The sequence below is a fragment of the Brumimicrobium salinarum genome (assembly GCF_002844555.1).
Lineage (GTDB): Bacteria > Bacteroidota > Bacteroidia > Flavobacteriales_D > Crocinitomicaceae > Brumimicrobium > Brumimicrobium salinarum.
The window spans coordinates 94,729-117,209 of record NZ_PJNI01000002.1 but is presented as its reverse complement, the minus strand read 5'-3'; the positions used below and the strand labels follow the sequence as shown (position 1 = coordinate 117,209).

At 33.5% G+C, this 22,481-nt stretch carries 17 protein-coding genes; 11 read left to right on the top strand and 6 right to left on the bottom strand.

The window, feature by feature from the left end; genetic code table 11:
- The 4 genes from CW751_RS03530 (at window position 1) to CW751_RS03515 (ending at window position 4,495) form a co-directional block, all read left to right on the top strand.
- The gene (locus tag CW751_RS03530; protein ID WP_101333622.1) at window positions 1-1,935 is read left to right on the top strand and encodes a phospholipase D-like domain-containing protein; all 1,935 of its coding nucleotides are present in this window, start codon (window positions 1-3) and stop codon (window positions 1,933-1,935) included.
- Between the two features lie 9 nt (window positions 1,936-1,944).
- Window positions 1,945-2,445 carry a YehS family protein gene (locus CW751_RS03525; RefSeq protein WP_101333621.1) on the top strand — a complete coding sequence of 167 codons (501 nt, stop codon included), beginning with the start codon at window positions 1,945-1,947 and terminating at the stop codon, window positions 2,443-2,445.
- 89 nt (window positions 2,446-2,534) lie between these two features.
- Complete coding sequence (locus tag CW751_RS03520; RefSeq protein ID WP_101333620.1) at window positions 2,535-3,299, top strand: ABC transporter ATP-binding protein; 765 nt, start codon at window positions 2,535-2,537, stop codon at window positions 3,297-3,299.
- A 2-nt stretch (window positions 3,300-3,301) separates the two neighbouring features.
- Window positions 3,302-4,495 carry an ABC transporter permease subunit gene (locus CW751_RS03515; RefSeq protein ID WP_101333619.1) on the top strand — a complete coding sequence of 398 codons (1,194 nt, stop codon included), beginning with the start codon at window positions 3,302-3,304 and terminating at the stop codon, window positions 4,493-4,495.
- A 119-nt stretch (window positions 4,496-4,614) separates the two neighbouring features.
- On the opposite strand, the gene CW751_RS03510 is transcribed toward CW751_RS03515, so the two are convergent.
- Genes CW751_RS03510 through CW751_RS03495 form a run of 5 tightly spaced genes read right to left on the bottom strand, consistent with a single transcriptional unit; the run spans window position 4,615 to window position 8,592 of the window.
- Window positions 4,615-5,841 (bottom strand): HAD-IIIA family hydrolase, encoded by a 1,227-nt coding sequence (locus tag CW751_RS03510; RefSeq protein WP_101333618.1) that lies wholly within the window; start codon window positions 5,839-5,841, stop codon window positions 4,615-4,617.
- A gap of 2 nt (window positions 5,842-5,843) precedes the next feature.
- Entirely contained in the window at window positions 5,844-6,440 is a 597-nt protein-coding gene (locus tag CW751_RS03505; RefSeq protein WP_101333617.1) for a D-sedoheptulose-7-phosphate isomerase, read from the bottom strand.
- Window positions 6,422-7,450 (bottom strand): GHMP family kinase ATP-binding protein, encoded by a 1,029-nt coding sequence (locus CW751_RS03500; protein ID WP_101333616.1) that lies wholly within the window; start codon window positions 7,448-7,450, stop codon window positions 6,422-6,424. The genes CW751_RS03505 and CW751_RS03500 overlap by 19 nt, the downstream gene beginning before the upstream one ends.
- Complete coding sequence (locus tag CW751_RS15810; protein ID WP_394335954.1) at window positions 7,451-7,774, bottom strand: glycosyltransferase; 324 nt, start codon at window positions 7,772-7,774, stop codon at window positions 7,451-7,453.
- A gap of 44 nt (window positions 7,775-7,818) precedes the next feature.
- Window positions 7,819-8,592, bottom strand: a complete 774-nt coding sequence (locus CW751_RS03495) for a glycosyltransferase (protein ID WP_205677776.1) — start codon at window positions 8,590-8,592, stop codon at window positions 7,819-7,821.
- A gap of 229 nt (window positions 8,593-8,821) precedes the next feature.
- Here CW751_RS03495 and CW751_RS03490 point away from each other — a divergent pair, with 229 nt between their 5' ends.
- The 3 genes from CW751_RS03490 (at window position 8,822) to CW751_RS03480 (ending at window position 14,083) form a co-directional block, all read left to right on the top strand.
- Window positions 8,822-9,712: a 3-hydroxyacyl-CoA dehydrogenase family protein gene (locus CW751_RS03490; protein ID WP_101333766.1), complete on the top strand. Its 891-nt coding sequence runs from the start codon at window positions 8,822-8,824 to the stop codon at window positions 9,710-9,712.
- A 280-nt stretch (window positions 9,713-9,992) separates the two neighbouring features.
- On the top strand, window positions 9,993-11,105 hold the full coding sequence (locus CW751_RS03485) for a hypothetical protein (RefSeq protein ID WP_101333615.1): 1,113 nt from the start codon (window positions 9,993-9,995) through the stop codon (window positions 11,103-11,105).
- A 524-nt stretch (window positions 11,106-11,629) separates the two neighbouring features.
- Entirely contained in the window at window positions 11,630-14,083 is a 2,454-nt protein-coding gene (locus CW751_RS03480) for an alpha-ketoacid dehydrogenase subunit alpha/beta (RefSeq protein ID WP_101333614.1), read from the top strand.
- A 305-nt stretch (window positions 14,084-14,388) separates the two neighbouring features.
- Here the strand turns inward: CW751_RS03480 and CW751_RS03475 are convergent, their stop codons facing one another.
- Complete coding sequence (locus tag CW751_RS03475; protein WP_101333613.1) at window positions 14,389-14,886, bottom strand: transposase; 498 nt, start codon at window positions 14,884-14,886, stop codon at window positions 14,389-14,391.
- Window positions 14,887-15,055: 169 nt separating this feature from the next.
- Between CW751_RS03475 and CW751_RS03470 the strand changes: the two genes are divergently transcribed.
- The 4 genes from CW751_RS03470 to fahA all read left to right on the top strand — a co-directional run bounded on the left by CW751_RS03470 (window position 15,056) and on the right by fahA (window position 22,474).
- The gene (locus tag CW751_RS03470) at window positions 15,056-18,598 is read left to right on the top strand and encodes a toxin-antitoxin system YwqK family antitoxin (protein WP_101333612.1); all 3,543 of its coding nucleotides are present in this window, start codon (window positions 15,056-15,058) and stop codon (window positions 18,596-18,598) included.
- A 5-nt stretch (window positions 18,599-18,603) separates the two neighbouring features.
- A complete protein-coding gene (locus CW751_RS03465) occupies window positions 18,604-20,337 on the top strand; it encodes a hypothetical protein (protein ID WP_133122113.1) in 1,734 nt (577 codons plus the stop codon).
- Between the two features lie 273 nt (window positions 20,338-20,610).
- A complete protein-coding gene (locus CW751_RS03460; protein WP_133122112.1) occupies window positions 20,611-20,976 on the top strand; it encodes a hypothetical protein in 366 nt (121 codons plus the stop codon).
- Window positions 20,977-21,202: 226 nt separating this feature from the next.
- Entirely contained in the window at window positions 21,203-22,474 is a 1,272-nt protein-coding gene (gene fahA, locus CW751_RS03455; RefSeq protein WP_101333609.1) for a fumarylacetoacetase, read from the top strand.
- Window positions 22,475-22,481 lie beyond the last annotated feature (7 nt).

The following is a 22,481-nucleotide window of genomic DNA, read 5'->3' as shown; positions in this document are numbered from 1 at the left end:
ATGCAAAAAATCTTTTTTTTCATTTTTATACTATTAGTAACGAAGCAAGTTTCATTCGCTGCTAAAAACGACACCAGCAGTATAGAATGGATAAAAACATATTTTAATTCTATTGCTGATTACAGTGTTGCACTACCTAATAATCAAGCGAATGATCAATGGGATATGATTCAACCTTTAGTTGACCGTATTGATAGCGCAGAACATAGTATAGATTTGGTTGCTTACGACCTTCAAAACATGCGTGTAGGTCATGCTTTGGCAAATGCTGCGCGTAGAGGCGTTCGTGTGCGTGTAATTACAGACATCATACACCGTAATCATGCTCCAAAATTCACGCAACCTATGTGGGATACCTTAAGGTCGGCAGGTATTTACAACATTGATGATAGTGGAACTATTTACCATCCCGACGGCCGTATTATAAGCTTGCAGGAAAAGCTTCCTAATTCAGGTGCAAATATGCATCATAAGTTTGCCGTTTTTGATGTATTAGACAAAGATCCCGAAAACGATTATTTATGGACAGGTTCTATGAATATTACTTACACAGGTCCTTGGAATACCAATACAACATTGGTAATTAAAGACAATGGGCTTGCAGCAACTTATCATGAAGAATTTGAACAAATGTGGGGAAGTAAAACCGAAATTCCTAATGCTAGAAAAGCTCGATTTCACAAAGACAAAAGAAATGTATCTCAAAACCTCCATTATGTAAATGATATAAAAGTGGAAGTTTATTTTGGTCCAATGGACAGAGAAAAAACCAAACCAAGTATAGCTCAGCGCATCACCTCCTTAATCAATGAATACGCACAACACGATGTTCGTTTTCTTGCTTTTGCCATCAGTCCTAATATTTCCATTAGTCAAGCAATGATTGATCGGTCGGCTCGCGGTGAAATAATACTTGAAGGTGTAATAGATCCTGCTTTTTATGCAAGATACAGAAACAACAATCAGATTTGGGCTAAACCTGAAATGTCTTTTGGAAACCGAATGATTTTGGCTGGAAAAGAAATTAGAAAACTCCATGCAAAAACCATAATCATTGATGCGCAATTTCCTTATCCTGAAAAACATAAAGCTATAACGATTGTCGGATCATACAATTTTTCTGCAGCCGCTGAGATCGCAAATGATGAAAACATTTTAATGATTTATGACAATAAGATCGCCAATCAATTTTATCAAGATTTTATGGGGGTTAAAAAAAGAGCAAAAGGAGAAACTTATCACCGTTTCCCCGCTATAGACACTAATAAGTGGTATGATAATTTCAGAATGGGTAGAAACGGTAACATTGAATTAGAATTGGCAACAAACCTCTACTACCCTGTTGAATTATTAGGTGTAAAAATGCCTAAAACATGGGCGGGACATAAAGACTCTAGTTATTTTCACGCTGAATATGCGCAAAACTATCTAAAATCATTAATCAAAGGTGCAGCATTAAAAATTACTGCGGGCAATGAAAAACCAACGCACAGTTACGGTCGTTATAAAGGATATATCCAAGCAAAAAAAAATGATTCTGTTTATAGCATTAATCGTTTAATGATTGCTTCTGGTCATGCAACACATTCTTTATATGGGCGTCAACAAAGTGATTCAATTCTCGCGTTCAAATTAGCAGAACAAAAAGCAAGAGAAAATAAACTTGGTATGTGGGAGTTTCCTGATTTGGTAAACACTAAAGTTTTAACCATGGAAGCACAAAAAAAGAAGGATTTGTTTCCTTTAGATATAAATAAAGCAACTAAGAAGGAATTAACAATGATCCCATCAATTGGTCCAAAAACTGCGCAGTCAATTATTGATTATAAAGTTACAAACGGTTCCTTTAAGCACTTAGATGAATTATTAGAAATTCGGGGTATTGGTCCTGCAACACTTGAGAAATTAAAAAAATATTTAACAATAGAAAAATAATATTTGACAATGACAAATAACGATATATTAAGACAACTTCGCTATACATTCGACTACAGTGATGAACAAATGATGAGTTTATTTGAAGCAGGAGGTATAACTGCATCAAGAGCAGAAGTTTGTGACTGGCTAAAAAAAGAAGAGGAAGAAGACTTTGTGAAAATAGTAGACGTAGAAATGGCTACCTTTTTAAATGGTTTTATCATTGATAAAAGAGGAAAGAAAGAAGGTCCACCTATGCAACCCGAAAAACAATTGAATAATAATATCATATTTAGAAAGCTGAAAATCGCATTAAATCTAAAAGATGATGATATTATCCATATTCTTGATTTAGCCAACATGCGGATAAGTAAACATGAGCTGAGTTCATTTTTTAGAAAGCCTACCCAACGTCAGTATAGGAAATGTAATGACCAATTTTTAAGAAATTTTCTTCATGGCTTACAATTAAAATTCAGAGACAAACTAAACCAGCCAAAAGATGTATTGAAGCGAAAAAGTAAATAAAATCAAGTTTTTAGATCAAAAACAAGTATTTCAGTTTACTAATCGTATTTTTACATCGTAATTTTTACTACACTTTTAATTCATTATTAATGATTCAAGTTCAAAATATTCGAAAGGAATTCGAGTTATCAAAAAAGCAACAAAAAGAAAACAATACCAATGACAAAGTAGCGCTTGCCGTTGAGGATGTAAGTTTTACTTGTCAGCCTGGTCGTATATTTTCGTTATTAGGACCGAATGGAGCAGGAAAAACAACCACATTAAGAATGCTTGCTGGAATTTTAAAACCTACGCAAGGCAATATTGTTATTAATCATTTTGATATTCAAAAAGAAACCAATAAAGCGAAAAGGGATATTGGTTTTTTAACTGGCTCCACAGGTTTGTATGAACGTTTAACAGCAAATGAAATCATTGCCTATTTTGCAAAACTCTATGGAGTTAAAGATGAAGATTTCAAACAAAGAAAAGAACATTTATATACGCTGCTAGGAATGCATGATTTTCAAGACAAGCGTATTGGCAGGTTGAGTACAGGAATGAAACAAAAAGTGTCTATTGCAAGAACAATGATTCACGATCCAGATGTAGTTATTTTTGATGAACCCACAAGTGGTTTGGATGTTATTACAGCCGAAAACATCATCAAATTAATCAGCGATTGTAAAACACAGGGAAAAACGGTTATTTTCTCCTCTCACATTATGAGTGAAGTAGATTTATTATGTGATGATTTAGCTATTATCCATAAAGGTAAAATTATCCATAGTAGTACTATGCAAGAATTTCGTGATCAAATGAAAACCGATAATTTAACAGCTGAGTTTATACACATCATCAACGAAAATAATTAATCATGATACTCGATATATTTAAAAAAGAATTAAAAGACACCTTGCGAGATCGCAGAACAATAATCGCAATGATTGTCGTGCCTGTTCTAGTTTTTCCTCTTTTATTGGGATTGTCGACAACAGTCACTAAATATTTTGCTGACAAACAGAAAGAAGAAGTACTCAAAATTGCAGTTGTTTCTAATACACCTGACAATTTATTTACTGAACGATTATCGGCAATTCCTGATTCGTTAGGACCTAAAGAAATATTTTATAGACAAGATACTTTGGGATTAAGACAAGAAATAAACGAAGACTCCCTTCAATTGGCGTTTATCATCCCTCCTACTTTTGATAGTGAACAACAACAAAATCAACAATCTACAGTTGCTATTCTTCATAAAGGAGTTAATTTGGGTAATAAAGGAAGAATAACCACTTATCTTTCTATCATAGAGAACACGCTTCTCGAAGATCGATTTGAAAGGTTGTCTTTAGATAAAAAGCTTATCAAACCAATTCATGAGCAATTTATAGACATGTCGAGTAAGAAAGAAATAATTGGTAAAGTCGCCGGTGGATTCTTACCTTATTTGTTTGTTATATTTGGTTTCATTGGTTGTATGTATCCAGCGATTGACTTATTTACAGGTGAAAAAGAAAGAAAAACCTTAGAAACGCTTTTAACAACACCAGTTCCACGATGGAAAATTCTTATCGGAAAAATGATGGTAATCTCATTGTCGGGTATTGCCGCAGCAGCATTTGCCCTTCTTGGAATGTTTGCAGGATTACGATTATTTTCTCTTGTTGATTTACCAGGACTCAGCAATGTAATTGATGGAATTCTAACTCCTCAATTTATTTTAGGTTTATTGGCTTTATTAATTCCCTTGACCATTTTCTTTGCAGGAATAATGATCCCAGCAACCATTTACGCCAAATCATTTAAAGAGGCTCAAAGTGTACTTACTCCTGTAAATTTCATTGTTTTGTTACCTGCCTTTGTAGGCATGTTGCCTAATATTGAATTAGACTATACCACCGCTTTAATTCCTATTGTAAATATCGTTTTAGCCACTAAAGAAATTGTTGCAGGAACGATAGATCCAGTTTTATTAATCATAAGTTATGCAATCATGTTAATTGCTGCTGCTATTTCGGTGATTTTTTCATATAAACGCTTTGGTAAAGAAAGTAATATCCTAAGCTAAGGATTAAATATAAAAACCGCGTTACGTTTAGATAGTTGACTAAAATCTATACGTAGCGGGGTTTATCTTCTTTTTTTACGAAATTATTATCGCAGTAAAGTTCAGTTTTATAGTCTCTATTAATTTTGTTTTAACGATGAAATTGTTTTGGAAAAAGTCGCTAAAGAGTCAACAGTATAATATTCATCATGTTTAACAGGGTGAATGTAAACATTGGTCATTCCAGCTTTATCTCCAAACTGCATATCGCTAATTGAGTCTCCAACCATAATCGATTTATCAAATTCAATGGAAGGAAAGTCTTTTTTAGCTTGTATTGCCATTCCAATCTCCGGTTTTCGCATTTTGCTTTGTTCTTTGGCGAGTTGTGGAGCAAAATATATTTTGTCGATATGGCCTCCATAACGTTCCACCTCTTTTAGTACCTCCTCATGTACAGACTTTAAATCTGTTTCTGTCATTAATCCTTTTCCTATTCCTTGCTGATTGGTAACAATAACGATCTTATCGAAGAGCGGAGTTAAATCTGCAATTGCTTCAAGTGCTGAAGGAAAGAGGATTAATTCATCCAAGCATTTCACGTAATCATTATCTCTTTTTTTATTAATCACCCCATCTCGATCTAAAAACAATGTCCAAGAGGAATCAATGTGCATAAAAGTACCTATTTCTGTTTGTGCTTTCTCAAAGTCAATGGGTATTCCAATATCCAAGAAATATCCGGTTGTTTCCCAACCATATAGTTTAAATTCGGATACTTTATCCTCGAAAAAATCACGTTCAATAGAGAATTTCTTAGGCCAAGTTTGATCTAATATTTTTTCTTTATCAAAAATATAGACACCTACATTAATAAGACCTTCCTTTACTGGTTTTTTTTCATTAAAATGTAAAATTTGATTGAATTCATCTAAATCAACCGTTCCATACCGTTCAAAGTTTTTCATTTCTTTAAGCGCTAAAGTAACATTAGCACTATTTTTTATATGAAAGGCATATTGTTCTTTTAGATTATTAACCACCAAAGAATCACCATTTGCTACAACAACATGCTGTGATGTACTTAATTGCATTGCATTTATAATAGCACCTCCTGTCCCTAGCAATTCTTCTTCAACAGCATAAATGATTTCACATTTGCGGTATTCATTTTTAAAATAAGCTCGAATTTGTTCAGATTTATAACCAATTGAAAGAATAAAGCGGTTTACACCTTGTGCAATTAAAGCATCTAATTGATACGCTAAAAATGGACGACCTTTGATCAACGCCATTGACTTCGGGGTATGTTTTGAAATATGCTGTAATCGGGTGCCTAATCCACCTGCTAGAATTATCGCCTCCATAATTAACCTTTCTTTTGTTGGGGAAACATTCCTTGTTCTACAATCTCACATATTGAGTGCCCAATAAGCATGTGACATTCTTGAATTCTAGGTGTGTTTTCTGATGGAATTTCAATTAAGATATCACAATATTCTTTCATCACTCCGCCATTCTTACCTGTAAATCCAACTGTTAGCATACCTATTTTTTTTGCTTCTATCAATGCATTAACCACATTCTTAGAATTTCCAGATGTGGAGAGCCCAATTAAGACATCACCTTTTCTACCCATTCCTTTTATGAGACGTTCATAAATAACATCATAAGAGTAATCATTGGCAACCGCTGTTAAATAAGATGTATTCACATGCAATGCCTCTGCAAATAATGGTGGTCTATCGTAATAATAACGTCCTGACAATTCTGCGGCTAAATGTTGTGCGTCTGCCGCAGATCCTCCATTCCCACAAAAAAGCACCTTTCCATCATCTTGATAAACTTTGATAATTCGTTCTGCTAAATCCTCTATTCTATTAATGATATCTTTATCAGTTAATAATGCTTGTTTAACTTCAATCGAAGCTTTGAGGTTTTCTTTTATTATTGTTGACTTGTCCATGTTTCTAATCCATTATTTTGAAATCTATATCTTTGCCATTTTACTCCTTTCTCAGCAAGTGCTTTTATTACATCAAAACGACTATTGCTCGGACAGTAGAAAATCATAAAACCGCCTCCACCTGCACCAGATATTTTACCTCCAGTTGCACCTGCAGAAATTGCCGTATCATAAATCGTATTGATAGCCGCATTTGAAATCCCGCTTGCTAACTTCTTTTTATTTTCCCAACTCTCTTGCAACGGAACCTCAATTTGTGATAAATTCCCTTTCAAAATTGCTTCTTTCATTTTATAGGCCTGTTCTTTCAATTTATGGGAAGCCTGAATCGCATCAGAACCCTTTTTTTCAAAGTTAGAACGTTGTAAGTCTATAATTTTTGAGGATTCGCGTTGTGTTTCCGTATAAAACAACAATAAATGAAACTCTAAGTCACGCAAAACCTCCGATTTTATTCTTAGGGGATTTACAATTACCCGATTTTGCTCATAGAACTCCATAAAATTCATGCCTCCAAAAGTAGCAGCGTATTGGTCCTGCTTCCCTCCTGCCATTTGCAAATCATGTCGTTCTATTTGAACTGCAAGCTGTGCAATATCATACTCACCCAAAGGCAAGCCTAGCCATTCTACAAATGCACCAATACATGCAACCACAAGTGTTGATGATGTCCCTAACCCTGAACCAGTTGGTACATCCATCGTTGTTATAATCTCACAAGCTAGCGGCTTTTTAACAAAATCTTTAATTATACGATTGTAAACCCCAATTTGCAATTTTAGTTCCGGATGCTCTCCTAATACTTCCTGTGCCTCAAAAGTATGTTTAACACCATTATTGATCGCATTAATAATGACTTTGTCATCTGTTCGTGGAACAATTACCACAGTGGCATGTAAGTCTATTGAAGCATTTAAAACGGCTCCACCAAATTCATCAGAATAGGGTGAAACATCTGTTCCTCCTCCAGCAATACCTATTCTAAAAGGTGCTTTACTAATATATTTCATTTAAACTTTAGTTTTATCGTAAAGCTGAGATATGTTCTCAACAAGGATATCCCAACTGTATTTCTTTTTTTCTTCTTTTAAATGTGCTATCATTTCTTCAGATCTATTTTCACTGAAAAACTTAAAAATGGCATCACTTAACTTTTGTACGTCAACAGGTACAACATAGCCAACTTTTCCATCAGGACACATTTCCTTTAATCCTCCAACATCTGTTACAATCATTGGTTTATTAAAATGATAAGCGATTTGCGTTACTCCACTCTGGGTAGCCGTCTTATAGGGCTGAACTACAACATCAGCAGTATTAAAATAATATTTCACATCTGCATCTTGAATAAATTGTTCAACGTGAATAATATCTTCCGTTAGCTCATATTTTTGATTAAAGATAAATATTGTTCCTTATTTGTGTAATATTCACCCGCTATAATTAATTTTAAATTCTGATTACGCAATCGTTGGTCTGCAAATGCTTTAATCAATAAGTCCAAACCTTTATAATCTCTTATGAGTCCAAAAAACAAAAGGTATTTAAAACTTTGATCTAATTTCAGGTGGGTTAAAGCTGTCTCTCGGTCTACTTTTGCACCAAAATTATCGAAAATAGGATGTGGTGAAATCAACCGAGGTTTTTGTGTATCAAATTGAGCTAAATCGTTATGTACCTTCTTCGACATAGCAACAAAGGCATCAACTGAATGCACAAAATACTTAGTAAAAACCTTGTCACCTACTCTTGACTCATGAGGAATAACATTATCTAAAATAGAAATAATCTTTGAATGTTTATTCTTTTTTGCTTGCCGTAAAATAGTCCCAAAACAAGGTCCCATAAACGGAAGCCAAAACTTTGAAATGACTATATCTGGCTGTTTTTTTCTAATATATCGACCAACTTTTAGCCAATTAAAAGGATTGATTGCATTAATTTTTCTTGAAATAGATAAATCGTATGTTGGCGCTTGATCTTTTTCAACAAACTGACTTTTACCAGGAAAAAGAAACTTTGGATATTGTAGTGTAAAAGTCAAAATTTCAACTGTATGTCCAGCCTCTTCAAATGCTTTAGCGAGTCGTTCATTATAAACTGCTAAACCGCCACGATAAGGATAAGCTGGACCAATAATTACAATATGCATAATAAATAAAAAAGTTTTGATAAAAATAAGAGAAATTGCATGATTCGCCACTTTGAAACATAACATCTTTGCTTTTTTTGAAAAAAATGAGGTGAATAGTTCAAAACTCATGTATTTCAACTTTAATTTATTAGAATTGTATCAAATCTCGAAAATTTATTGATTTCAAATCATATCTCAATCAATATCCTTAATTTTAGGGCACGAAAAAAAATCAAAATAAGATATGATAAAAAAAGTAGCAGTAATAGGTGCCGGAACAATGGGAAATGGAATTGCTCATGTTTTTGCTCAATTTGGATATGAAGTATCATTAGTTGATATCTCACAGGATTCTCTAGATAAAGGAATGGCAACGATTGAGAAGAATCTTGATCGCATGGTAAGCAAAGAAAAAATTAGTGCTGATGATAAGACTTCAACTTTAAGTCGATTGAGTACTTTTACTTCAACAGAAGAAGGTGTTAAAACAGCTGATTTAATTGTCGAGGCGGCAACAGAAAACGAAGACTTAAAATACAAGATTTTTGAACAATTAGACAAAGCCGCAAAACCTGAAGCTATTTTAGCTACCAACACTTCATCCATTTCAATCACGAAAATTGCGGCAGTAACTTCTCGTCCAGAGAAAGTAATTGGAATGCATTTCATGAATCCAGTTCCAGTAATGAAATTGGTTGAAATTATACGTGGTTATTCTACTTCTGATGAAGTCACAAACTTAATCATGGAAACTTCAAAATCATTAAAGAAGACACCTGTTGAGGTTAATGATTATCCTGGTTTTGTAGCCAATCGTATATTAATGCCAATGATTAACGAAGCAATAATTACACTAAACGAAGGTGTTGCTGGAGTTGAAGAAATTGACACTGTCATGAAACTAGGTATGGCGCATCCAATGGGACCTTTACAATTAGCAGATTTTATTGGTTTAGATGTTTGCTTGGCCATTATGGAAGTTCTTTACAATGGATTAGGTAATGATAAATATGCACCTTGTCCGCTATTGATAAATATGGTCGCAGCAGGTAAGAAAGGTGTGAAGTCTGGGGAAGGTTTCTATGATTGGTCGCACAAAACAAAAGAACTTATTGTTGCTGATAACTTTAAGAAGTAAGCAAAACATTACTTCAGTTAATTATCATTAATTTTTCAACCATTTAAGTTTGAAATAGAACAAAAGAGAAGAAAAGGCAGTTTTTTCTTCTCTTTTGCTTTGGTCTCATGAACGAAGAGTACTTACATTTGAGTTCATCATTTTAACAACAACTTTTTTATTCTAAATAATCTTACTTATATTGACATTAAACAACCATTTTTGTAAAAAGAAAATTTATGATATTTTGGGTTGGTATTAAGATTGTGTAACAAAGACGAAAAGCAAACGTTATAAGACTATGAAATATATTATTTCCATTACTTTTATTTTTCTCATTGCCTTACAAATTGTAGGACAAAAAAATTATACACAACTGCGCGAAAAAGAAGTTGAGTTAAATAACCTTCTTTCAGAGTTAAGGACCACAAAAGGTGATGAAGAACTAAAAAAGGTTAACGAAAAGTTCAAAACCTTATTCAAAAAAACACTAAACATCGAAGGCGCATTTGATTTTCCATTTAAAGCACTTAAAACTGTTGGAAAAATAAAGTCGGATGATGAATTGGTAAGGGTTATTTCATGGAATGTTCAGTATGAAGATTTAATGCATGATTATTTTGCCTTCGTTATGAAGAAAGATGAACGTAGAAACCGCATGTATGTTACAGAGTTAAATCGGAAGCCACAACATTTCGGTATGATACAGCATGAGACCGTAACACATGAAAATTGGTATGGTGCGCTTTATTATGACATTATAGACGTTCAACGTAGAAACAGAACCTATTACACACTTTTAGGATACGACGCTAATGATCAAAGAAGTTCAATTAAACTTATAGATGTTCTTTACTTTACTGGAAAAATACCAAATTTTGGATATCCTTTATTTGAAGTTCAGCAAGGTAGAGCAAAACGTGTAATTTTTGAACATTCTAATAAAGCAACAATGTCTCTTCGCTTTGATAATAAAAGAAACAAAATAGTATTTGATCACCTTACACCAGAATCTCCGGGATTAAAAGAATTTAGAGAGTTTTATGTTCCTGATATGTCTTATGATGCTTACGAATGGAATGGAAAACAATGGATATTGCACGAAGACATTATTGCTGTAAACAAATCCAAAGAAGACCAAGTGAATTTAAAAGCTTATGATTCAGAAAAAGACACGGTGATAACTATTCCTGCAAAAAGTCAGTGGATTGACCCAACAGATCCAAATTCTCCATTGGATGGAGGAGCACATCAAGCTGTTACTCCTGATGATTTGAATGACGAAAAGAAAAACAAAAAATCAACACGTAGAAAAGAAAGAAACACGATTAAAACACCACCATCTAACCATAAAGGAGTAAGTTTTTCTAATTTAAATGGAAAGAAAAAGAAGAAGAAACGTAAAAAACGATAGTCGTCTGTTCATTGGTTCAATTCTTTTCAGCTGTTGCATAATTATTTACAATTTAAATTGTGATCAATTGTAATACAAGTCGCTTTTAAGGTCAGTTAATGGTGAATGTGAAAACGAGCAGAACACATTTGCTACCTTTCAAAATCTGACAAACCGTTAGATATAGATGTTGTTATTCATCGCCTTTAAACCCACAAAGCTTAATTATCCGAATTATTCAACAATCTTAATCTTTATAATTGTTAATATTTTTAAATCAAGTCTTTAAGTGGTTCTTTGGGAAGTTTTAAGAACCCCATTTTTGGGTACTTCGGTTTTTGAAAGATTTTGATCTATTCGTCGTTACAAGCCCTTCGAAATATGCATATATTACTTTTGGGTCTTGTGCCTAGAATAGATTTAAAATTAAATTAGCTTCGCTGAGACTTCGTGTTCATGAATAATACGGGATTAATCTAAACACTCCTACTTTCGTTCGCTTTAACGAAAAAATATCCTTATATTTGCCTTCAAATTTTTATCTTATGTCCAAAGCAACACTCCCTAAAAAGGAATCAAATAAAATAAATTTCGAGGACTTCAAAAAAGAGGTTCTATCAGATTTTAGATTAGCCAACATTTCACGAGAAGCCTCTTTACTTGGTCGTCGTGAAGTATTAACTGGAAAAGCAAAGTTTGGTATCTTTGGCGACGGTAAAGAGGTCGCTCAAATAGCATTAGCCAAACAATTTAAAGATGGTGATTTTAGATCTGGATATTACCGTGATCAAACCATCATGATGGCTATAAACCAGTTGAATGTTCAACAGTATTTCGCTGCATTGTACGCTGAAACTGATGAAAGTTTAGAACCTGCATCAGGGGGACGACAAATGGGTGGACATTATGCTACACGGAATATAGATGAAAACGGAGAATGGAAAAACTTGATGGAACAAAAAAATAGTTCCGCAGACATCTCTCCTACCGCTGGTCAAATGTCAAGGTTATTAGGTTTAGCACAAGCCTCAAAAGTATATAGAAATCATGATGAACTAAAGAACATAGAGAAGTTCAGTTCTTTTTCAAATAACGGAAACGAAGTAGCTTTCGGAACAATTGGAGATGCGAGTACTTCTGAAGGTCAGTTTTGGGAAACAATGAACGCAGCTGGAGTTTTACAAGTTCCTATGGTAATGTCAGTTTGGGATGATGGTTATGGAATTTCTGTTTCTAAAAAATACCAAACCATAAAAGAAAGTATTTCAGAAGCCCTTTCAGGTTTTCAACGAACAGACGAAAAGAAAGGATTTGAGATATTTACAACTAAAGGTTGGGATTATCCTCATTTGTGCGCAACTTATGAAAAAGCTGTAAAATTAGCTCGTGAAGAACACATTCCTGTATTGGTTCATGTTGAAGAGGTAAATCAACCACAAGGTCATTCTACTTCCGGATCGCATGAAAGATATAAGTCTGAAGAACGCATGCAATGGGAAAAAGACTTCGACGCAATTGCTAAATTCAAATCGTTTATCATCAACTTTAAAGGTGAAAACGGAGAGACTATTGCTTCAGAAGAAGAATTAGACCAAATTCAAAAAGAAGCCAAGAAAGAAGTTTTAGCAGACAAAAAAGCCGCGTGGAGCGACTTTAGAAAGGGAGTTGGCGCAGATTTTAACGCTGCGATTCAATTGATGAAAAATGTTGCAAAAGATAGTGATAATAGCAACTTTATTTCAAAGGAAATTGAAGATTTAGAGAATGCATACGAACCTATTCGCAAGGATGTGTTTAACGTTGTAAATAAAGTGTTGCGATTAGTACGTGGCGAGAATAGCGAATCTCGAACGCAATTAATCAATTGGTATAAAGGAAAGTTAGAAGAAAACAAAGCGAGATACGGTTCTCATCTCTATTCATCTTCTGAATATGCAGTGACCAATATAGAGGCGCTTGCACCAACGTATGGTGACGATGAAAAAGTTGAAGACGGACGTGTAATTTTGAAAAACAATTTCGACAAACTTTTTGAAAAGCATCCAGAAATCATCACTTTTGGTGAAGATACCGGTAAGATTGGTGGTGTAAACCAATCCATGGAAGGTATGCAAGAAAAGTATGGTGAGTTAAGAGTTTCTGACACAGGAATTCGTGAAAACACAATTATCGGTCAGGGAATAGGAATGGCACTTCGTGGATTACGTCCTATTGCAGAAATACAATACTTAGATTACTTACTGTATGCTATTCAGGTTATTTCTGATGATTTAGCTACAATTCAATACAGAACTAAAGGAGGTCAAAAAGCACCTTTAATAATCCGTACACGTGGACATCGTTTGGAAGGAATCTGGCACTCTGGAAGTCCAATGGGAATGATCATTAACGCCGCCCGAGGAGTTCACGTTTGTGTTCCTAGAAATATGACACAAGCGGCTGGAATGTATAATACTTTAATTGAAGCTGATGAGCCTGCATTGGTTATTGAGCCATTAAATGGTTACCGTGTTAAAGAAGCTATTCCAACGAATTTGGGAGAATTCAAAACACAACTCGGTAAGGTGGATATTGTTAAAGAAGGTAGTGATCTAACTTTAGTTAGTTATGGTTCAACTTTTAACATTGCCGCAGAAGCAGTCAAAGAATTAGAAAAGGCAGGAATTAGTGTTGAATTAATTGACGTTCAAACTTTATTGCCTTTCGATTTAAACCACGACATTTCTAAATCTTTGGAAAAAACGAGTCGATTAATGATTGTTGACGAAGATGTTTCTAGTGGAGCGTCTGCCTATATTTTAGATCAGATTTTAGTGAAGCAAAAAGCATATTACTTATTGGACAGCGAGCCAGTAACGGTAAGTGCAAACGACCATCGACCAGCCTATGGAACAGATGGAGATTATTTCTCTAAACCAAATATCGATGATATTTATGCAGCTGCATATAAAATTATGAATGAGGCAAATCCAAAAGAGTTTCCTTCTTTTTTGGATTAATAAATAGTTAAAGTATAGATTAATGAAAAGGCACTTCAAATGGAGCGCCTTTTTTTATGGATAATAAAAATAAGAATTGCATTTTTCTAAAAATGAAATATTAATCAACAATACTCGGAAAAGCATTATTTATTAATTCAGCAATACTATTAATGAAGCTGAAATTAACAATGGAGAAATATTTATTGAAGCAATGAGCGCTGTACGGACGTTTGGCAAACGTCCGCACGCTCATTTGCCCACGGCAATCATCTACACAATTGCTCAATTAATAAAAAATGCTAACCTCCTCCGCCCCAGCTTCATCATCCCTTCCAATCTTTCACATTATTCAAAACATATCTCTTTTTATTTTGGAGCTCTCGATTATTTCTAATAATTCTATCATGAAATCTATTATGCCAAACGCTTTTGGTATCCCCTGGATTCATTTTAATATTGCGCTTAGTCACCGATGCTTTAAACGCTCTAATAATAGAAGATAAAGTATGTTTGGATGCTTTAAATTCACCTGGTATATTATTTTTATTACGTGAATATCTTATTTCAATAATCGCATGAAAATGATCTGGCATGACCACATACTCATGAAGTTTAACATTTTGACGCAATTCACCTGTAAACTCCCATTCCTCCACAATAATTTCTCCCAAAGGACTTAAATACATTACTTTATTTTCGATACTTCCAAAGGTATGTCTGAATTCTCTAGAATTTATAGTCACAAAGTAATACCCACTAGAACCGTAATCATAACCTTCTAAACGAATATTTTTTCGTTGAGGCAATTTTGAATTTTTCATTTTTTTTGATTTAGGATTTAACTAAAGATAATGAAAATCAGAATAAAAAAACAAATCCAGCATAAATTTGAACCTATTCCATCCACAACTGTACGCATTTCAAATACAACACAACAGTAGATTAAAAGTCGATATTTTTATCTTAACTTTCAGTTCAATTAAACTCAATATGAAAAACAATTTTCAAAACATAATTCTCTTCTCTCCCTTCCTCCTATTGTTCTCTCTTGTTTCCATTGCCCAACAAAATAGTTTACCGCGGCAGGAATACAAAAACATATTAGGAACAGACACCCTTGTGCAGAAGCCATTTTTAGGCAATCTATTCAACAAAGAAACCTGGATTATTCGCAGCAAAGACAAAGACACTTTAGAAATTGCCGAAGTTAAAAATGGAAAAATACACGGCGAACAACAACTTTTCTATCACAATGGTGATGTAAAATCCATTGCACATTATAAACATGGATTATTGGATGGAAAAGTTGAAGTTTTTATTCAGAACAGTAAGCAGTTAATTGCCTTAATGCACTACAAAGCCCTACCCGATTCAGGAGTTTCTGTTTTACATGGCGAAGTAGAACGCTATTTTCATGGAAAAGGTATTCAAGAACGATTGAATTATAAGGAAGGAAAAAAAGATGGACCTTACACTCAATATTTTCAAAACGGACAACTGCAAACGAAAGGGCAGTATAAAGAGGATTTAGAAATCGGAAGAAAGTTAAGTTATTCTCAATCCGGAGATTTACAACGTGAGGAGAATTTTATCATTATAGATAACCCACAATATTTGGCTTTAAATAAGAATCAAAAACAGAAACTCGAAGAAGTAAAACCGGTAAACACAAGAAATATAGCTCAAAAAATCTCTGTTTTACACGGAACAGTAAAATATTACAGAAATGGAAAGCTAACTTCTGATTGTCAATACAAAAACGGTAAAAAAGACGGATTATGTAAAGAGTATCACTACAATTCTAATGCGTTGAAATCTGAAGTAGAATACAAAGACGGTAAAAAACATGGAACTTTCACCCAATATTTTGCCAATGGTAAAATCAATAGTAAAGGCATTTTTTATGAAACCATAAAAGCCGATAGCCAGGTTTACAATAATGTTTACGATGGAGAAATTGTTTACTTCCAAGAGAAAAGAAATAATGACGGAGAAAAAGTCATTTATAAAAACCGGATGGAGACTTGGGAGAATTATAAAAAGAATGGTATAGCTGAGTTCTACTCGTATCATTCGGGAAAGTTGAACAAACGTATTCGTTATAAAGACAATTTACAAACTGGTTTAGAAGAACGTTTTGACGCTGATGGAACAAAAAATTATGAAGGTCATTTTGAAATTGTTATTAAAGACGGAAAACGAGTTGCTCAACAAACGGGAATAGAAAAATCTTGGAAAGATGGAGAATTACGCTACACTACTGAATGGAAAAACGGCAAAAAAAATGGTGTTTCTAAAATGTATTATGAAAATGGAAATTTAGAAAAAGTAATGCATTTTACCGATGGTGAACTGGATGGCAAATATCAAACCTACTATGAAAATGGTCAAATCAAAGAAGATTATGACTATTTCTACAATTCAAAGAGAAGACGAAGATTTCATATCGGGTGGAACAAAACCTATAATGAAGAAGGTCAGCTCAAACATATTTTTCATTCGTATGGAAACGGTGAGAACAGCATCGGTATCCAATACAAAAATGGGAAACAAAGCACATTTTCTGTTGACAACGCCATTTTTATCGAAACTTCGGTAGCGAAGAAAATTAAATCTATTCATTATCTCAATCATTCTCGTCCCTATTTTGGCTATGATTTTTTTAGAAATCAACAATTGAGAAAAGTTCACTTTAATGCCACAGATTTTCATTCTGCTTCCGCTAATTTTAATAGTAAAGGAGAAGTGATTCAAATCTATTCAGCGACAGGAAATAATATAGAAGATGAAGAAATCAAAAACATTGCAAAGCAAGTCGGTGAAAATTACAATCCAGCTTGGAATAAAGAAGCTTTAATTACAGAAGGCTTAAAAAATGGAACTTACAAATGGAATTATGCGGATGGAACACCATTTTTCGAAATCTCCTTTAAAGACAGTTTACCCAATGGAGTTTGGCTAATGTACAATCCCATTAATGGTGATACAATTTACCATAAAGAATATAAACTAGGAAAACCTGTTGGAGAATGGATAGAAAAAACGATTGATGGAGTTTACAAACAAAAAACCACGTATTTCTCTAATCACAAAATCAAAGAAAACCATCGTTACCAACAAAATGGAAATTTACGTGAAACAAAGAAATACGACAGTTTAGGTCAACTCACTTATCAAGCTGATTATTTTGAAAATGGAAACTTAAAATACTGGCGAAACTCCCAAACCAATAGTCATGCTTATTATAGAAAGAATGGCGACACTTCTAGTTATAACATTTTGCTGACCGAAAGCGATTCTATTCAGCTAGAACGTCAATTTTATGAAAACAATCAAATCAAAGTGGAACGCCGATATAACCTAACTACTGGATTGGGCGAAGTGAAAACTTATTTTGAAAACGGACAACTCAAAACACTTCATGAAAACAAAAATAAGCTGACACATGGAGTTTATAAACGGCTTGATCAAAACGGAAATCTACTCACTTTGGGCCATTTTAAAAACAAAAATCGACACGGACAATGGATTCAATACAAAACAGACGGAACAACAGAAGTGAGTCAGTTTAAAAATGGACACATTGTAATCGTAAAACCCATAGAAAAAGATAATACATGCAATTGTATTGACACAACTTTGCAAAGCGGTTCCATAGGTTATGCTGGAAGTCTTTCCTACTTTGAAGAGTATGAAAACATTAAAGATTTTATTCCCAAATCAATTGTGCCCATTGACAGTTTTAATTACGACAAAATCTTCTATGTGGGATTACAAACAGACAACAATCGCTCTGCTGGATTTACAAGTTTAAAATTGCTTTTGTTCAAAGACTTTGCTTTTCATTATCCGGCACCAGGATTTTTAAAGTTTAATCTTACTCCATGTAAAACGGAAGGTTATATCAGTAATATAAAAGGTAACTTCCATTATCGCTATTCAACCGACAGAACACTTCATGCCCATTTAAGTACCAAAACAATTGGCGTGAGTTTGAACAATAATCCTTTAGTCGATCAAAATAAAAAACCTTACACGATTCATTTTGAAACAAAAGGAATGGATGTGAGCGAAAATGACATTAAGTCTATCGATTTTATTGACGAAGACAGCACATGCTATCCATTAGGAATCATCAATAATTTGATGAAAATTGAAATTCAAAAAGCGGAATTAGATATTCGACCTTCCAATGGGAGGTTTAGCGATGTACCTTTATTGCCCGCTGAAGTCAAACAGTTTTATGGCTTTGATATTCGTCAAGCAACACTCAAATTTGATTTTATCAAAGATGGAAAAACAATTAAAATCTCCGCCAAAGCCCAACGCATTTTAGCCGGTTCAAACTATGTCGCTGGAAAAATAATCCTAGAAGGTCAATTAAAGGAAGACAATACATTTACTTTAGAAAACAAACAACACACCTTTCCAATCGATGAAATAAAAAAGTTTTTAGAAACCAAAGGCTTTTATCGTGTTGAGATCAATGAAGTAGTCGAAGGAATTTCTATTCAGTTTTACACCGAAAAATAATAAACATGTATAAAATTATCATCATTTTCGTTTTTTGTTTGTTGACCTTTTACGGTCAGTCTCAATTAATGGATGTTTTCCAAAACAAGCAATATAAAACTTCGAGCTATGTATTGTCAGCAGAAATAAAGCGACCTTATTCTCCAAGTGAATTAGAAATCGTACAAGATAAAAACACTGAAAAACCAGAAAACTGGGTAAAACTTGAAGAAAAGTTATTTGATCGTGTAGTTCAAGAAGTGAAAAATGAAGTATCTTTTTTTCAGATTCAATCTAAAGCAATTCAATATCAAAACAAGTTAGAAGAATCAAAAAGAATTGAAGGCCAATACACCAGAAATTCCATGCAGCCCAAATTCAAATCTGTGGATATTGTGCTTTTAAGCGTAATGAATAATTGTGGAATTTACGTAGTGAACTACAACTTTGAGATTTATTCAAAAGTTCATTACGAAGCACAACGTGGAAGTATTGATCAGTATTACTTTATAGATTATAAAAAAGGAACAATTACGCCATTTAATGACACGCCTACTCTAGCGCAACAGCAAGTTTTAAAGGAATTGACTTTAGAGAAATTCAATCGTCTTTATTTACTACAAACCCAGAAAATCAATCCAAAAGACATTGACCGCATCGATGAAATGGCAAAATCACAAATAAAGAATTTCGAATCAAAACTGTTTTATAAAGAAGCGATTGTTTATCCTTATTTAGCTGGAATTGTTGTTGAGTTTCCAGAACTCTCCAATTCTTCACAACTATTTTTTAATTATCCGTTTCGGATATTTTTAAAAGGAGAAGATGTAGAAGAATTGCTTCGTGTTTATACACAATTTAAATCCGCTTTTAACCAGCCTTTAATCGCTCCATCTGAACAAGCTATTAAGCAGTTAAACAACGATGACAATTTTGATATTTCGAGATTTAGTGTTGCCCCAAAAGAATTACAACTATTAAAGTATTTAGATTTTGACAAGACTATTCGTCGTCTCAGCATCAATAATTTTTACATTCGAGATACCGTGATCAAACAACAGCAAACAAAAATCTTTTATTTTAATAAAAATCAGCAAGTTGAGCGAAGGGAGATTATTGATGGTATGGGCAGTCTTTATAATGAAAAAAAGTATAGTTATGATGCCAAGAATCGATTAGTCATGATTGATGAGTCCAATATTGACGGTAACTTCACCCTTTTTCATTACCAAAAAAATCGCTTAGATTACAAAGATAATTTAGAGTTTGTAATAGAGAGGCACTATGATCCAGCGGTCAATTTGGAGTGGAGCCAAAAACATTATGTGTATCACCAAAACTATCGTTATGCCTTTGATGTTAATTTGGTTGGAGGATTTGATCCCAATAGATATATTGAGACGAGGAATTTAGAAGAAAATAAATATTGCTCTTCTTATGCTTGTTTGCTACTCGATGAAAATCAAAATATATTAGGTGTTAAAAAGAAAAAAGGAGCACCCATTGACATTTTGATGAACGATAAAAATCAACCTGTGGAAGTATATCGTGACCGAGACAGACATCACCATGAGTTTTTCTATGATGAAAGCGGAAGGATTATTGAATATAAAGCAACATCTGACCATACAAGCGAAACTAAATACACATACGAATATCACGATGATGATAACAAACCATTGACCATAAAAGAATATAAGCGTTCTTATAGTAATGTGAATGAGAGGGAATATGTTTATGAAGTGGAGTTTTGGGAGTAAATATCGACGATTTATAAAAATGACCACGAGATAAAATCTCGCGGTAGCATTTTGTAAAATCGTGCGGATTTACGCAGATTTTTTAATAAGATTCAAGAATATATCTTAAATTAAAATCAGTTAACATTAAGAGATAGTTCGGAGCAACTCTTCCGTCAGCTGACGGAGAAGTACATAGAAAATAGATTCCAAGGCAAATCACAACAATAACGCATTTTAATTTTGGCGTATTTTATGATAGTCCATTAAACTGAAATACTAAAAAATACAAAAATGAATTATTCTTACTTTTTTAAATATTGGATTACAATATTATTGGTTAGTCCAGTACTGCTTTTTACTTATTCTTTGTTAAGTAGTGATAAAATCGATATCACTTTTCAACTTGAAGCCTTTTCAATATTCCTAATTTTCAGTATACTCTTCGCACTTCCAACGGTGATTATTTCAATTGGATTCTTTTACTTTTTAAATAAAAAAGAAATTAAAACGAGTTTCATTAAAGCGATAATTATCACTGTTACAGTCCTAGGTACATTTCTGACTTTGTTTCTCATATCTTCAGATATTGCATTCGAATACAGTGTTTTTTATTCCATAATAGCAATATTATCAGGAGCTGTCTATACATTAAGATGATTAATTAAATTAAAGCGTTCTCGGTTAAAGGTTTTCAGCAGATCATTTTTTTAACTAATAACTGACATTTATTCACTTTCATTTAAACAAATCATTACATCTGAAAACGATTTTCAACGCTTTAAATAGACCAATTAACCGAATATCCAAAACAGTTCTTCTCGTACTTTGACTAATCGAAAGACTTTACTATTTTTGTTTAAAACATAAATCAAATTATAATAACATGATAAAAGCAAACGATCCTTCTTTAAAATCTTGGATTGAAGTTGAAAAAGACTCCGATTTTCCCATTCAAAATTTACCTTTTGGTGTATTTAAAACAAATGAAGAAGATGCCAGAGTAGGCTCAAGAATTGGAAATAAAGTCATTGATTTAAACGCATTATACGTTTTAGGATATCTGGAAAATCTACCTTTTAAAGCGACTGATTTCAAAACAGATGCACTCAATCCTATGATGAAAAAAGGAAAAGCTGCTACGAGAGATTTAAGAAACAGACTATCAAAGTTATTCAATACCGAAAATGATGACTTATCAAGTAATAAGCATCATGTTGATCAGGTACTTATCGACGTCAATCAAATAGAAATGCTCATGCCTGTTCAAGTGGGTGATTATACAGATTTCTATTCATCTGAAGGACATGCAACAAACGTTGGAACATTATTTAGAGATCCAGACAATGCGCTTTTACCAAATTGGAAATGGATTCCTGTAGGATATCATGGAAGAGCAAGTTCTATCATCCCTTCACTTCAAGAAATCAAAAGACCAAAAGGACAACAAAAACCAAATGATGATCAAGATCCTGTTTTTGGACCATGTAAACTATTAGATTTTGAATTAGAAATGGCCTTTGTTACCTATGATGGAAAACCTCTTGGTGAAAATATTTCAACAGATGAAGCTAAAGATTATATTTTTGGTATGTGCATTATGAATGATTGGTCTGCACGTGATATTCAAAAATGGGAATATGTACCTCTAGGTCCATTTTTAGCGAAAAGCTTTGCCTCTTCAATCTCTCCTTGGATCGTAACAATGGATGCTTTAGAACCTTTTAAAACAAAAGGACCTAAGCAAGATCCAGAAGTACTTCCTTATTTAGCCTACAAAGAAGACGCACATTATGATATTGATTTAGAAGTAGGAATTATTCCTGAAAATTCGGAAGAAACAACCGTTTGTAAGTCCAATTATAAATATATGTATTGGAATATGTCACAACAACTAGCACATCACACCGTGAATGGTTGTAATGTTAGATGCGGTGACATGATGGCATCAGGAACAATCTCTGGGGAAGACAAGAGTTCTTTCGGATCAATGTTGGAACTTACTTGGAGAGGAAGTAAACCAATCAAAATGAAGGACGGCTCTGAAAGAAAGTTTATAAACGACAAAGACACTGTAGTAATGAGAGGTCATTGTCAAGCCAATGGTGTACGTATTGGTTTTGGAGAAGTCGTTACAAAAGTACTTCCTGCAGATTAATTTTTAT

Excerpts from the sequence above, each read along its gene's own strand:
- CW751_RS03530 (WP_101333622.1), top strand. The coding sequence starts at position 1 with ATGCAAAAAATCTTTTTTTTCATTTTTATACTATTAGTAACGAAGCAA.
- CW751_RS03500 (WP_101333616.1), bottom strand. The coding sequence starts at position 7,450 with ATGAAATATATTAGTAAAGCACCTTTTAGAATAGGTATTGCTGGAGGA.
- CW751_RS03515 (WP_101333619.1), top strand. The coding sequence starts at position 3,302 with ATGATACTCGATATATTTAAAAAAGAATTAAAAGACACCTTGCGAGAT.
- CW751_RS03505 (WP_101333617.1), bottom strand. The coding sequence starts at position 6,440 with ATGGACAAGTCAACAATAATAAAAGAAAACCTCAAAGCTTCGATTGAA.
- CW751_RS03465 (WP_133122113.1), top strand. The coding sequence starts at position 18,604 with ATGTATAAAATTATCATCATTTTCGTTTTTTGTTTGTTGACCTTTTAC.
- CW751_RS03475 (WP_101333613.1), bottom strand. The coding sequence starts at position 14,886 with ATGAAAAATTCAAAATTGCCTCAACGAAAAAATATTCGTTTAGAAGGT.
- CW751_RS03460 (WP_133122112.1), top strand. The coding sequence starts at position 20,611 with ATGAATTATTCTTACTTTTTTAAATATTGGATTACAATATTATTGGTT.
- CW751_RS03520 (WP_101333620.1), top strand. The coding sequence starts at position 2,535 with ATGATTCAAGTTCAAAATATTCGAAAGGAATTCGAGTTATCAAAAAAG.
- CW751_RS03470 (WP_101333612.1), top strand. The coding sequence starts at position 15,056 with ATGAAAAACAATTTTCAAAACATAATTCTCTTCTCTCCCTTCCTCCTA.
- CW751_RS03485 (WP_101333615.1), top strand. The coding sequence starts at position 9,993 with ATGAAATATATTATTTCCATTACTTTTATTTTTCTCATTGCCTTACAA.
- CW751_RS03525 (WP_101333621.1), top strand. The coding sequence starts at position 1,945 with ATGACAAATAACGATATATTAAGACAACTTCGCTATACATTCGACTAC.
- CW751_RS03510 (WP_101333618.1), bottom strand. The coding sequence starts at position 5,841 with ATGGAGGCGATAATTCTAGCAGGTGGATTAGGCACCCGATTACAGCAT.
- CW751_RS03480 (WP_101333614.1), top strand. The coding sequence starts at position 11,630 with ATGTCCAAAGCAACACTCCCTAAAAAGGAATCAAATAAAATAAATTTC.
- fahA (WP_101333609.1), top strand. The coding sequence starts at position 21,203 with ATGATAAAAGCAAACGATCCTTCTTTAAAATCTTGGATTGAAGTTGAA.
- CW751_RS03495 (WP_205677776.1), bottom strand. The coding sequence starts at position 8,592 with ATGCATATTGTAATTATTGGTCCAGCTTATCCTTATCGTGGCGGTTTA.